Origin of the sequence: Gallaecimonas kandeliae, assembly GCF_030450055.1 — a bacterium.
Classification (GTDB): domain Bacteria; phylum Pseudomonadota; class Gammaproteobacteria; order Enterobacterales; family Gallaecimonadaceae; genus Gallaecimonas; species Gallaecimonas kandeliae.
Window position 1 is genome coordinate 3554365 of record NZ_CP118480.1, and the last position, 12118, is coordinate 3566482.

Annotated in this window: 10 protein-coding genes; 5 read left to right on the top strand and 5 right to left on the bottom strand. The window is 64.3% G+C overall.

What is annotated here, in order from left to right; all coding sequences use genetic code 11:
• Positions 1–97 precede the first annotated feature (97 nt).
• Together PVT67_RS17500 and PVT67_RS17505 are read left to right on the top strand one after the other, a co-directional pair.
• Complete coding sequence (locus tag PVT67_RS17500) at positions 98–1531, top strand: protein adenylyltransferase SelO (RefSeq protein WP_301495955.1); 1434 nt, start codon at positions 98–100, stop codon at positions 1529–1531.
• A 13-nt stretch (positions 1532–1544) separates the two neighbouring features.
• A complete protein-coding gene (locus tag PVT67_RS17505) occupies positions 1545–1820 on the top strand; it encodes a DUF3630 family protein (RefSeq protein ID WP_301495957.1) in 276 nt (91 codons plus the stop codon).
• Here the strand turns inward: PVT67_RS17505 and PVT67_RS17510 are convergent.
• Entirely contained in the window at positions 1817–2764 is a 948-nt protein-coding gene (locus tag PVT67_RS17510; RefSeq protein ID WP_336407773.1) for a sensor domain-containing diguanylate cyclase, read from the bottom strand. The genes PVT67_RS17505 and PVT67_RS17510 overlap by 4 nt on opposite strands.
• 4 nt (positions 2765–2768) lie before the next feature.
• Complete coding sequence (locus PVT67_RS17515) at positions 2769–3752, bottom strand: response regulator (protein WP_301495962.1); 984 nt, start codon at positions 3750–3752, stop codon at positions 2769–2771.
• A 255-nt stretch (positions 3753–4007) separates the two neighbouring features.
• On the opposite strand from PVT67_RS17515, the gene PVT67_RS17520 reads away from it, so the two are divergent.
• Entirely contained in the window at positions 4008–4649 is a 642-nt protein-coding gene (locus PVT67_RS17520; protein WP_301495964.1) for a 7-cyano-7-deazaguanine/7-aminomethyl-7-deazaguanine transporter, read from the top strand.
• On the opposite strand, the gene PVT67_RS17525 is transcribed toward PVT67_RS17520, so the two are convergent.
• From PVT67_RS17525 to elbB, 3 genes are all read right to left on the bottom strand, one after another.
• Positions 4646–5260, bottom strand: a complete 615-nt coding sequence (locus PVT67_RS17525; protein ID WP_301495966.1) for a helix-turn-helix transcriptional regulator — start codon at positions 5258–5260, stop codon at positions 4646–4648. The two genes, PVT67_RS17520 and PVT67_RS17525, sit on opposite strands and share 4 nt — an antisense overlap.
• A gap of 207 nt (positions 5261–5467) precedes the next feature.
• Positions 5468–8023 carry a diguanylate cyclase domain-containing protein gene (locus tag PVT67_RS17530; RefSeq protein WP_301495968.1) on the bottom strand — a complete coding sequence of 852 codons (2556 nt, stop codon included), beginning with the start codon at positions 8021–8023 and terminating at the stop codon, positions 5468–5470.
• Positions 8024–8062: 39 nt separating this feature from the next.
• The gene (gene elbB / locus PVT67_RS17535) at positions 8063–8713 is read right to left on the bottom strand and encodes an isoprenoid biosynthesis glyoxalase ElbB (protein ID WP_301495971.1); all 651 of its coding nucleotides are present in this window, start codon (positions 8711–8713) and stop codon (positions 8063–8065) included.
• A gap of 61 nt (positions 8714–8774) precedes the next feature.
• Here elbB and PVT67_RS17540 point away from each other — a divergent pair, with 61 nt between their 5' ends.
• Positions 8775–9002: a hypothetical protein gene (locus PVT67_RS17540; protein WP_301495973.1), complete on the top strand. Its 228-nt coding sequence runs from the start codon at positions 8775–8777 to the stop codon at positions 9000–9002.
• 96 nt (positions 9003–9098) lie between these two features.
• Positions 9099–11873 carry a DNA polymerase I gene (polA, locus tag PVT67_RS17545; protein WP_301495975.1) on the top strand — a complete coding sequence of 925 codons (2775 nt, stop codon included), beginning with the start codon at positions 9099–9101 and terminating at the stop codon, positions 11871–11873.
• The last annotated feature ends 245 nt before the right edge of the window (positions 11874–12118 follow it).

Sequence of the window (12118 nt, forward strand, 5' to 3'; positions counted from 1 at the left end):
ATCGAATAAAAAGCGACTGATCTTGAGGATAACGTTCGATAAAGCCGACCTATCTCCCCTTTGTGGCTTATGGGAAAATACCCCCCAGGAGGGCCCCATGGCACTTGAATTCGACAACCGCTACGCCCGCGATTTCCCCAGCCTCTACAGCGCCCAGGAGCCCATGGGCTTCGCCGAGCCGCAGCTGGTGGTGGCCAACGACGCCCTGGTGGCAGAGCTGGGCCTGGCCGAAGAGCAGGAGAGGCTGGCCGACTGGTTCGGCGGCCGTCTGCCCCTGCCCGGCGCCCAGCCCCTGGCCCAGAAATACACGGGCCACCAGTTCGGCGTCTACAACCCCATGCTGGGGGACGGCCGCGGCCTGTTGCTGGGGGAGGTGAAGGACGGCCAGGGCGGTTTCTGGGACCTGCACCTCAAGGGCGCCGGCCCCACTCCCTATGCCCGCGGCGGCGACGGCCGGGCCGTGCTGCGTTCCTGCATCCGCGAGTTCCTGGCCAGCGAGGCCCTGCACCATCTGGGGATACCCACGACCCGCGCCCTGTGCGTGGTGGCCGGCGAGCTGCCGGTGCAGCGTGAGCATGTGGAACGCGGCGCAATGCTGACCCGGGTGGCCCGCACCCATATCCGCTTCGGCCATTTCGAGCACTGCTTCCACCGCGGCCTGGGGGAGGAGCTCAAGGGCCTGATGGACTACGTGATCGAGCGCCATTGGCCGGATCTGCAAGGCCAGCCGGCCAAGGTCTTCTTCGAGCGGGTGGTGCACAAGACGGCGCGGATGGTCGCCCTCTGGCAGGCCTACGGCTTCGCCCACGGGGTCATGAACACCGACAACTTCTCGATCCTCGGCGACACCTTCGACTTCGGCCCCTATGGCTTCCTGGACGACTACCAGCCCGGCTTCGTCTGCAACCATTCGGACCACAGCGGCCGCTACGCCTTCGACGCCCAGCCCAGCATCGCCCTTTGGAACCTCAACTGCCTGGCCATGGCCCTGAGCCCGCTGATCGCCTCCGACGATCTGGTGGCGGCCCTCAAGCAGTTCCAGCCGGCCCTGGCCGGCCATTACCTCAAGACCATGGGCCGCCGCTTGGGGCTCTGCGAAGTGAGCGGCCAGGATGCGCCCCTCATCAACGAGCTGCTGGCCCTGTTGGCCGACGAAGCCCAGGATTACAACCTGGCCTTCCGCTGGCTGGGCGAGGCCCGCCAGGACGACAAGCTGATCCCCTGCCGCGACCATTACGTGGACCGCGCCCGCTTCGACGCCTGGGCCGAGCGCTACCTGGCCAGGCTGCGGCTGCAGGATGTGGGGGACCAGGGCCGGCAGCTGGCCATGAATGACGCCAACCCCCTCTATGTGCTGCGCAACTACCTGGCCCAGAACGCCATAGCCGCCGCCGAGCAGGGCGACTTCAGCGAGGTGCGCCGCCTCTACGGCCTGCTGCAAAACCCCTTCACCGACCAGCCCGGCATGGCCGCCTACGCCCAGAAGGCCCCCGACTGGGGCAAGCGCCTGGAAGTGTCCTGTTCGAGCTGAGGAACCCTAAACGATGCGATTGGACAAAGAACACAAGACACTGCTGCTGCCCCTGACCAGCAGCTGGGACAGCTTCGAGGCCGACATCCAGCCCTGGCTGGAACGGCTGGAACTCAGGGTGCTGCGCAAGGAAAACGGCGCCGACCGCCACCAGTGGTGGCTGGACTTCGAAGGCACAGAACTGCGCCTGGAATTCGAGGAGATGAGCGGCAGCGCCTGGCTGGAAGCCGAAGACGAAGAGGGCCTGGAAGTGCTGGCCTTCCTGGCCCGTTTCCACGGCGGGCGCTAGTCGGCCAGGCAGATGGTGTTGCGGCCCGCTTCCTTGGCCTGGTAGAGGGCCTGGTCTGCGGCCTTGACCCAGGCGTGGGCATTGGCCATGGCCTCGGTGGCCTGGGCGATGCCGGCGCTGATGGTGATGGGGATGACCTGGCCGCCCACCTTGGCCGGGGTGGCCGCCAGGCTGGAGCAGAGCCGGTCCGCCAGCAGGCGGGCCTGATCGGCGTCGGTATCCACCAGCAGCAGGGCGAATTCCTCACCGCCGTAACGGCCGGCCTTGTCGGTGGTGCGCAGCTGGCTGGTCAGCAGGGTGGCTGTGTGTTGCAACACCAGGTCCCCGGCCTGGTGGCCGTGGGTGTCGTTGACCTGCTTGAAGTAGTCGATGTCGAACATCAGCAAGGTGCTGGTGCGGCCGGAGCGGCGGCAACGGGCGAATTCCTCCTCCAGGCCCGATTCCCAGGAGCGGCGGTTCAAGAGGCCGGTCAGGGGATCGGTGCGGGACAGCACCGACAACTGCTGGTTGGCGTCGATCAGGGCCAGGCGCGAGTTGGCCGCCTCTGTGACGTCGTAAACCACCAGCGCCACCTTGTCCACTTCGCCGCTGGCACCGGCGATGGGCATGAAGGTGAGGTTCTGGTACATGGCCTTGGAGCGGCCGGTCAGGGGCCGATAGGAACTGAACGGGAAGGGGTGGGGGCGCTGCTCCCAGGTGGTGAAGCTGATGGTACCGAGCGCCAGGGCCGTGTCGATCTTGGGCTTGATCCAATCCCGGGGCAGCTCGGGGCAGAGGCCGAACAGCTCCTGGCCCAGCACTTCCTGGGGCGCCAGGCCGGAGTGGTTGGCCATGAAGTCGTTCCAGAAGCTGACGCGGTAGTGCCGGTCCAGCACCACCAGGCCCACATCCAGGCTTTGCAACACCCCCAGCAGCTGCTGGAGCTCCAAAAGGGACAGGCTCATCATCTCAGTTCACCAACTGGGTCAGGCGCTTTTCCAGCACCGGCAGGCAGGCGGGCGCCAGCAGCAGTACCAGCTCCTGGTGGATCCCTTCGTCGGGGATCTGGTAGCCGAGGCGCACGCAGGGCACTGGGCTTTCTCCCAGGCCGTCCAGCATGCGGTTCTCGCCGCGGCCCAGTATGATGGGATGGCCCTGGCTGAAGGCCAGCTCCAACTGGGCGGCGATGCCCTTGAGGCAGGCACCGATGAGGATGGAGGACAGCTCCACCATCAGGGCCCTTTCCTCCGCCTGCTTGCACTCGAGCCCCATCAGGTTGGCGATGCCGTGGGCTTCCTCGCTGGACAGCTCCATCAGCACTTCACCGCTGATGCCGGCGCCGACGAAGCCTTGGCTGATCACCTGGTGGCCGGGGCGGCATTGCCACTGCTCCACCAGCTCCAGCACTTCGGTAGCGGGCATGGCCTGGACCCTGGGCACGGGGATCTGCACGAAGACGTTGAAGATGCCGGCCATGATGCCGGCCGCCCTGCCCATGGCCACGTTGGCCACTTCCCGCAGCACTTCCTGGCGGTCTATGCCCGGCAGTTCCTGATGCCCGGTGGCAGGCAGACCCAGCATGTCTTCGGTGACAAGGCCCAGCTCGAAGAGGTGCTGCAGCAGGGTGTCGCGGTTGAGGGGTTTTTGCAGGAAGGACAGGGCCCCCAGGGCCATGACCTTCTCCAGGGCCTTGGGCTGGACGTCACCGGAGATGACGATCACCTTGCAGGGGGCGTTCTGGGCGCGAAGCTGGGCCAGCACCTGGTAACCGTCCAGGTCGGGCATGTTGAGGTCCAGGAACAACAATTCACCCCGGCCCTGGGAGACCAGCTCCAGGGCTTCCCTGCCACTGGCGGCAAAGTGCTGCTCGTCGGCAAAGCCGGCAGGCAGGGACCGCGCCAGGAAGTTCCTGGCCAGGCGGGAGTCGTCGCAGATAATGACCTTGTAGCCCAAAACTTAAACAATCCCTCAACAAAATTAGCGCATTAGTGTCGTTTCTTTGTACAGGCGCCGTCAACACAAAAAAAGCATTTCCACAAAGTAAATCAATGGCTTTGCCTAGAGGCCAAGCAGAGCCTGGGCTGAAGGATGGGATGGGTGCCATGGAGTCCTTGATCCTGGGAGGGCGGGGCAGTAATCTTGCCGGCCGCTCGCCAGAGCGGACTTACCGCAACCGGGTTCCCTCACCCCGCATCAAAAAGGTTTGATATGTCCAATTCCTGCTTTCGCCGGCCTTTGGCCTGGCTCGTCGCCTTCCACATCCTGGTGATCACCGCCTCCAACTACCTGGTGCAATTGCCGATCAGCCTGTTCGGCCTGCACAGCACCTGGGGCGCCTTCAGTTTTCCCTTCATCTTCCTGGCCACCGACCTGACGGTGCGGCTGTTGGGCGCTGCCCAGGCCCGCCGGGTGATCTTCTGGGTGATGATACCGGCGCTTTTTGTCAGTTATGTGGTGAGCGTCCTCTTCCCCCAGGGGGACTTTGGCGGTTTCGCCCAGGCCGGGGCCCTCAACCTCTTCGTGGCCCGCATCGCCCTGGCCTCTTTCCTGGCCTATGTGCTGGGGCAAGTGGCCGACGTGCAGATCTTCACCCCCCTGCGCAGCCGCGGCCCCTGGTGGCTGGCGCCCGCCGTATCCACCCTGCTGGGCAACCTGCTGGACACCCTGGTGTTCTTCAGCGCCGCCTTCTACCACTGTGGCGATCCCTTCATGGCCAGTCATTGGCTGGAGATCGCCTGCTTGGATTACGGTTTCAAGCTGTTGATCAGCTTCGCCTTCTTCCTGCCCCTCTACGGGGTGCTGCTCAATGGCCTGCTGGGCCTGATGGGCCGCCGCCTGGCGCCTGCCTAAGGGGCCTGGATCAGGTAGACGCAGCGGCGTCCTTCGCTCAGGAGGTGCTCGCTGCGGCTGACGGTGGCGCCATCCAGGCACTGGCCGAACAGGGCCAGTTCCGAGCGGCAGAACTGCTGGCAGTGCTGGGCGGCGGCGCAGATGGGGCAATGGTTCTCGATCAGCAGCCAGCCGCCGGGAGCCTCTTCCACTTCCGCCATATAGCCTTCGCTGCTGCGCAGCTCGGCCAGCTTATGGACCTTGGCCTCCAGGGAGGGTTCCCCGGCCAGGGCCCGAAGGTAATGGTTGCCCATCTGCTGCTCGCGGTGGCCGATCAGGGCATCGAGCCCCTCGTCTCCGAACAGGGAACGGACGCTGTCGATCAGGGTCAGGGTCAGGTCGGCATGGCGTTCGGGAAAGCGGCCGTGGCCGGCTTCGGTCAGGCGCCAGACCCGGGCCGGGCGGCCGACGCTGCGTTTCTCCATGAAGCTTTCCACCAGGCCGTCCTGTTCGGCAGCCAGCAGGTGCTGGCGGGCACCCATGGCGGTCATGCCGAGTTCGCTGGCCAGCACCTGGGCGGTCTGGTCGCCCCGGGTCTTCAGGAGATAGAGGATTCGATTGATACTGGGCATGCCCCATTATGAGCGGGGAACAGGGCCCGACTCAATGGCAGCGCGCGTTCGGCGCTGGATAGGCCACCCATTGACAGGCTAACGATAATCATTATCATTTGAGTGGCGTTCATTTTGACGCTGATGCACTCGCCTTGACAGGTGGCATCGCACGACATTGCTCACATTGCTTCCAGTTGGAAAAGGCCGGCACCCGCCGGCCTGTTTTTATTTGGCCAACCGCGCTTCCAACTCTGCCGTCGGTTCGGCGCTGACGAAGCGGTTGCGGCCTTTGTCCTTGGCCTGGTAGAGGGCCTGGTCGGCCCTTGCCAGCAGCGCCTCGGCCCCGGCCGACTCGTCGCTCGGGTAACAGAAGGCGACGCCGATGGAGAGGGTCACCCAGGGGCTGATGGGGGAGTCGGGATGCTGGATGGCGGCCGCCCTGACATTGGCCTGGATCTTGGTTGCCAGGCCCCTGGCCTGCTGGCCATCGGAGCCTGGCAGCACCAGGGCGAATTCTTCGCCGCCGTAGCGGGCCACCACGTCACCGCTGCGCCGCACCGAGGACATCAGCTGGAAAGCGACCTGGCGCAGGCATTGGTCGCCGTGCTGGTGGCCTAGGCTGTCGTTGTAGCGTTTGAAGAAGTCGATGTCGATCATCATCACCGCCATCGGCAGCTGCTGGCGTTGGCAGCGGTACCACTCTTCCTGCAACTCCTGGTCGAAGATGCGGCGGTTGGCCAACTGGGTCAGGGCGTCGGTGCGGGACAGCTCCTCCAGGCGCAGGTTGGCGTCGGCCAGGGCCCTGTTGTTTTCCGCCAGGATCAGGTTGAGGTCATGGATCTCCTCGTCCCTGGCCAGGCTGTCGGTGATGTCTTCGCAGAGCACCAGCAGGTGGCGTGCCTTTTCCTGCTCGTCGAAGAGGGGCACCTTGCGGGTGCGCAGCCAATGCTGGCCTGAAGGGGTGGAGACCAGGGCCTTCTCCACCAGCTGCAGCCGGCCCTCACTGATGCTGTCCCTGTCCCTGGCCATGGTCGCCTCCGCCTCTTCGGGTTTGAAGATGTCCTGGTCGGTGCAGCCAAGCAGCTTGTCCCTGGGCAGCCCCATCAGCTCCTCTGCGGCCTTGTTGACCTGCAGGTAACGCAGGCTGTTGGCGTCCTTGATGATCAACGTCAGGGGCAGGTTGTCCACCACAGAACTCAGCAGGTCTTCCCGTTCCTTGACGCGCCTGTTGGCCTTCTCCAGCTCCCGGGTGCGCAGCGCCACCTGGCGCCCTATGACCTGGGCCTGGCCCGTGGCCAGCAGCACCGCGAAGCCCACCAGGGAGACCAGCAGCAGGCCCCCCACCAGGGTCAGCCAGAGGCCGGCATTGGCCTCCGCCAGCACATAGCGCCTGGGGTAGCCGAAGCGCAGCAGCCACTGCCGGCCGCCCACCTCCAGCACCTTGTCCCGCCAAAGGCCCAACTCTTGCCCTGGTTGCGCCATCAAGAAGCTGACATGGGATTGGTCATCCTCGGCGGAGATCGCCAGTTCAGACCCCTGGGCCGGCGCCAGGGCGCGGCTGAGCAGGGTCTTGGCATCGATCACCGCCAGCACGAAACCGGCTGTGGTACCGTCCTGGCGCCGCACCGCCCTGAAGGCCAGGAAGCCGGGGTCATGGTTGCCCTGCACCAGGGCCACCACGTCGCTCACCACCGTCTTGCCCGAAGACTCGGCTGCTTCCATGGCCGCTTCCCTGTTGGGATGGGAAGCCGGTGAGTAACCCAGGGCCCTCTCGTTGCCGGCCAGGGGCTCCAGGTAGTAGATGGGATAGTAGTAAGGGGCCTGGGGCGCCGGCACCATCTGCCCCTGGTCACCGACGACGGTGAAATGGAAGGGCAAGCCCAACTCCCGTGAGGCCTGTTGCTCCATGGCGGCCCTGTCCGGGGCCGCCACCTTGGGCACCCATTCCAGGGCCTTGAGCCCGGGCAGCTCCTCCAGCAGTTCCCCTGCCACGTGGTGGAATTCATCCCTGCTCACGGCTTGGGAGCCGCTGAAGAAGAGGCCGAGGCCGGTCAGGGTGTGGAGGTAACGGTCGGCGGAGCTTTGCACCGACATGGCCAGGGTGTCGGCCTGGCGCTTGAGTTCCAGCCCCACCTTTTCCCGCTGGTGCTGGGCTATCTGGTTGGTGCTCCACAGCAGCCCCAGCACCATCAGCACCATGGTGCTGCCGGTCCAGAGCAGCCGCTGCCGGGCAGCTCCTGACCCCACCAAGAGGCAGAGGGGCGAGATCACCGCTATGCCGAGGGCGTCCCCCGTCCACCAGGCCAGCCAGTCCACCGGCAGCGCGGCGATCGACACCAGGCCGGCCAGGTAGAGCACCAGGTGGCCGACAGAGGCGGCGACCAGGGAGCTGAGCAAGGCGCCCTTGCCCAGCAGCGTCAGGATCTCGTTGAGCCTGGCCAGGCGCCAGCGGCGCTTCCAGTCCAGCAGCCAGCCGCCGAACAGGGCCTGCAGGCTAGTGCCGGTGGCAATGCCGAGAGGGATGAGCCAGGGTTGCCAGGTGCCCGAGATCAGGGCCTGGGGATCGCCCACCATCAGGGCGTTGGTCAGGAAGGAGCCGACAAAAATGCCGGGCCAGACCCGCGCCCCCCAGACCAGCATGGCAGCCAAGGCCAGGCCGGCCGCCGGCCAGATCGGGCTGGCGTAACCGGGCGGCAACGCCAGCTGGCTGCCCAGCCATCCCCCCAGCAAATAGAGGATGGCCACCAGCCCTGTCCTGCCCAGATAGCCCCAACTCAACATCCCTTTCTTCGCCTCCTGATATCCTACCTACGCCAGGCTTCAGGCCAGCCGCAGCACTTCCTTGACCAGCTTGTCGATGCCGCTTTTGGCTTCCAGTATGGACCCGGCCAGCATGTAGGCCGGTGTCGAGACCACCTTGTTGGCCTCATCCACCCGGAATTCGTCTACGGGACAGCTCTGGTGATCACCGCCCATGGCATTGAAGGCGGCGGCCGTGCCCTTGTCGGTGCCTATGGTGCCCTTGACGCCCTTGTCGTAGACCCTGGGGATCATCACCGGCGCTATGCAGATGTAACCCACCGGCTTGTGGGCCTTGGCGAAGGCCTTGAGGGCCGTCAGGACGTCGGGCTGTACCTGGCAGTCCTCGCCTTCGAAGGCAAAGTCGCAGAGGTTCTTGGCGGCGCCGAAGCCGCCAGGCAGGATCAGGCCGTCGAAGTCCGCCACCCTGAGTTCACCGATATCCTTGACCTGGCCGCGGGCGATGCGGGCGGATTCCACCAGCACGTTGCGCTGCTCCGGCATCTCTTCGCCGGTGAGGTGGTTGATGACATGGTGCTGCGCCATGTCGGGGGCAAAACACTGCACCTTGGCCCCGGCTTCGGCCAGGGCCAGCAGCGTCAGCACTGCCTCATGGACCTCGCTGCCGTCGTAAACACCGCAACCGCTTAAAATAACTGCAATCTTCTTCATGGTAGCCTCCTTGATGCTGATGCCATGTTAGCCCGCTCTCCGTGTCATGGCATGGATGGAGATGAAAAAGGCTATTGCACATCTTTTGTGCAGTGCTAGACTGCTTGCTTGTGCGTTAAAAATAACAACAATTCAACAAACAGGGAATGACGGTTATTCACAAGCAGGGAATGGCTATCCACATCTGTCTCCATTCTTACTTATGATCGTCAGCGCCAATCCAGGCGCGGCCTCCGCCTATGGTCAACGGACAAGTTTTAACAACTTGGCCGACAGCCGTCATACTTGATCAACAGACTTATCCACAGCCCTGACAGGGGCAAGTTTCTTCCAGCCGGAGGCTGTGGCATCCTGTGCGCCAACAAGGATCACCCGGACTCCCCTCATGGCCACCATCCCCGAAAATCCCCTTATCCTGGTAGACGGCTCTTCCTATCTCTACCGCGCCTACTATGCCCCGCCCCACCTGACCAACTCCCAGGGCGAACCTACCGGGGCCATCTACGGCGTGGTCAACATGCTCAAGAGCCTGCTGCGCCAGTTCAAGCCCACCGAGATGGCGGTGGTGTTCGACGCCAAGGGCAAGACCTTCCGGGATGAGCTGTTCGAACAGTACAAGGCGCACAGACCCTCGATGCCCGACGACCTGCGCAGCCAGGTGGCGCCTTTGCACACCCTGGTCAAGGCCATGGGCCTGCCGCTCATCATCATCGAAGGGGTCGAGGCCGACGACGTCATCGGCACCCTGGCCCGCAAGGCCTCCCAGGAAGGGCGCCCAGTGCTGATCTCCACCGGCGACAAGGATATGGCCCAGCTGGTGGATGAGAACGTGACCCTGATCAACACCATGACCAATACGGTGCTGGACCCGGCCGGGGTGGTGGAAAAGTTCGGCGTGGGCCCGGAGCTCATCATCGACTTCCTGGCCCTGATGGGCGACAAGGTGGACAACATTCCAGGCGTACCCGGGGTTGGCGAAAAGACGGCCCTTGGCCTGCTCCAGGGCCTGGGTGGCATGGACAGCATCTACCAGAGCCTGGACAAGGTGGCGACCCTGGATTTCCGCGGCGCCAAGACCATGGCCAAGAAGCTGGTGGACAACGAAGAGCAGGCGCGGCTTTCCTACCTGCTGGCCACCATCAAGACAGACGTGGATCTCAGCGAAGAGCACCTGGATCTGCGCATCAAGGAAGAGGACCGCGACACCCTGGTGGAATGGTACGGCAAGCTCGAATTCCGCCGCTGGTTGGCCGAGGTGCTGGACGGTAAGACAGCCCCCCAGGCCGAGGCCAAAGGTGAAGCGCCGGCCGCCGCAGAAGAGGAAATAGCAGACCCCGCCGGCATCGACCGCGACGTCTACCAACTGGTCAATACCGAAGAGGCCCTCCAGGCCTGGATAGCCAAGCTGGAGAAGGCCGAACTCTTCGCCTTCGACACCGAGACCACGGCCCTGGACTACATGGTGGCCGAGCTGGTGGGCTTCTGCGTGGCCGTCAGCGGCGGCGAGGCGGCCTATATCCCCTTCGGCCACAGCCTGCTGGACGAGACCCCCCAGTTGCCCCGTGACACCGTCCTCGAAGCCTTCAGGCCGCTGCTGGAAAGCGAGGCGCACAAGAAGGTCGGCCAGAACCTCAAGTACGACATGAGCGTGCTGGCCAACCACGGCATAGCGCTCAAGGGCATCGCCTTCGACACCATGCTGGAAAGCTATGTGTTCAACTCGGTCGGCGGCCGCCACGACATGGACAGCCTCTCCCTCAAGTACCTGTCCCACAAGACCATCAGCTTCGAGGACATCGCCGGCAAGGGCGTCAAGCAGCTGACCTTCGACCAGGTGGCCATCAAGGAGGCGGCTCTCTATGCCGCCGAGGACGCCGACGTCACCATGCGCCTCCACGAGCACCTCTGGCCGCGCCTGGAAAAGGAGCCCAGCCTCAAGTCGGTGCTGCTGGACATAGAACTGCCCCTGGTGCCTGTGCTGTCGCGCATGGAGCGCACCGGCGTGCTCATCGATCCCAAGCTGCTCGGCCAGCAAAGCCTGGAGCTGGCGGAGCGCATCGAGGCCCTGGAGAAGAAGGCCTATGAGCTGGCCGGCGAAGAATTCAACCTCGGCAGCCCCAAGCAGCTGCAGGCCATCCTCTTCGACAAGATGGTCATCAAGCCCCTGAAGAAGACCCCCACAGGCGTGCCTTCCGTGGCCGAAGAGGTGCTGCAGGAGCTGGCCCTGGACCATCCCTTGCCCAAGGTGATCATCGAATACCGCGGCCTGGCCAAGCTCAAGTCCACCTACACCGACAAGCTGCCGGCCCTGATCCATCCCAGGACAGGCCGTGTCCACACCAGCTACCACCAGGCGGTCACAGCCACAGGCCGGCTGTCCTCCACCGATCCCAACCTGCAGAACATACCGGTGCGCACCGAGGAAGGGCGGCGCATCCGCCAGGCCTTCATCGCCCCCAAAGGCCGCAAGATCCTGGCCGCCGACTACTCCCAGATAGAGCTGCGCATCATGGCCCACCTCTCAGGAGACCAGGGCCTGCTGACCGCCTTCGCAGAGGGTAAGGACATCCACGCCGCCACGGCCGCCGAAGTCTTCGGGGTCGCCTTGGCTGCGGTGACCAGCGAGCAGCGCCGCCGCGCCAAGGCCATCAACTTCGGCCTCATCTACGGCATGTCCGCCTTCGGCCTGGCCCGCCAGCTGGATATCGGCCGGGGCGAGGCCCAGGGCTACATGGACACCTACTTCGAGCGTTATCCCGGGGTGCTGGACTACATGGAAAAGACCCGCCACAGCGCCGAGGAAAAAGGCTATGTGGAGACCCTGTTCGGCCGCCGCCTCTACCTGCCCGAGATCAAGGCCCGCAACCAGGCCCGCAAGAAGGCGGCCGAGCGCGCCGCCATCAACGCACCCATGCAGGGCACGGCCGCCGACATCATCAAGAAGGCGATGCTGGCGGTGGACGCCTGGATCCGCAACGAGGTGGCCGACAAGGTCAGCCTCTTGATGCAGGTACACGACGAACTGGTGCTGGAGGTGGACGAGGACTTCGCCGAGGCCGCCGCGGCCAAGGTCGGCGCCCTGATGCAGGGAGCAGCCGAACTGGCGGTGCCCCTGCTGGTGGAAGCCGGCCTGGGCGCCACCTGGGATGAAGCCCACTGACCGGGTAATTGTAATATTGTTACCAAATGACGCTGTAAGCCGTCTGAAAAGTGGGACAATCTGGTGATTAACCTGCCGATATGAAAAAAAACTACAAAAAGCGCTTTTAATCTGAGCAGGGGGCCGCTAGACTGGCTCTCGTAGGGTACTGAAGACCCTCTCCTGAGGACGGGTCTTTGTTTCACGTAGTGGATTTAGCTAGATATGGCTGCCTCGCTCAAACGAGCGAGGCATTTTTTTATCCG

Excerpts from the sequence above, each read along its gene's own strand:
- PVT67_RS17520 (WP_301495964.1), top strand. The coding sequence starts at position 4,008 with ATGTCCAATTCCTGCTTTCGCCGGCCTTTGGCCTGGCTCGTCGCCTTC.
- PVT67_RS17505 (WP_301495957.1), top strand. The coding sequence starts at position 1,545 with ATGCGATTGGACAAAGAACACAAGACACTGCTGCTGCCCCTGACCAGC.
- PVT67_RS17530 (WP_301495968.1), bottom strand. The coding sequence starts at position 8,023 with ATGTTGAGTTGGGGCTATCTGGGCAGGACAGGGCTGGTGGCCATCCTC.
- PVT67_RS17510 (WP_336407773.1), bottom strand. The coding sequence starts at position 2,764 with ATGAGCCTGTCCCTTTTGGAGCTCCAGCAGCTGCTGGGGGTGTTGCAA.
- PVT67_RS17500 (WP_301495955.1), top strand. The coding sequence starts at position 98 with ATGGCACTTGAATTCGACAACCGCTACGCCCGCGATTTCCCCAGCCTC.
- PVT67_RS17525 (WP_301495966.1), bottom strand. The coding sequence starts at position 5,260 with ATGCCCAGTATCAATCGAATCCTCTATCTCCTGAAGACCCGGGGCGAC.
- elbB (WP_301495971.1), bottom strand. The coding sequence starts at position 8,713 with ATGAAGAAGATTGCAGTTATTTTAAGCGGTTGCGGTGTTTACGACGGC.
- PVT67_RS17540 (WP_301495973.1), top strand. The coding sequence starts at position 8,775 with ATGAAAAAGGCTATTGCACATCTTTTGTGCAGTGCTAGACTGCTTGCT.
- polA (WP_301495975.1), top strand. The coding sequence starts at position 9,099 with ATGGCCACCATCCCCGAAAATCCCCTTATCCTGGTAGACGGCTCTTCC.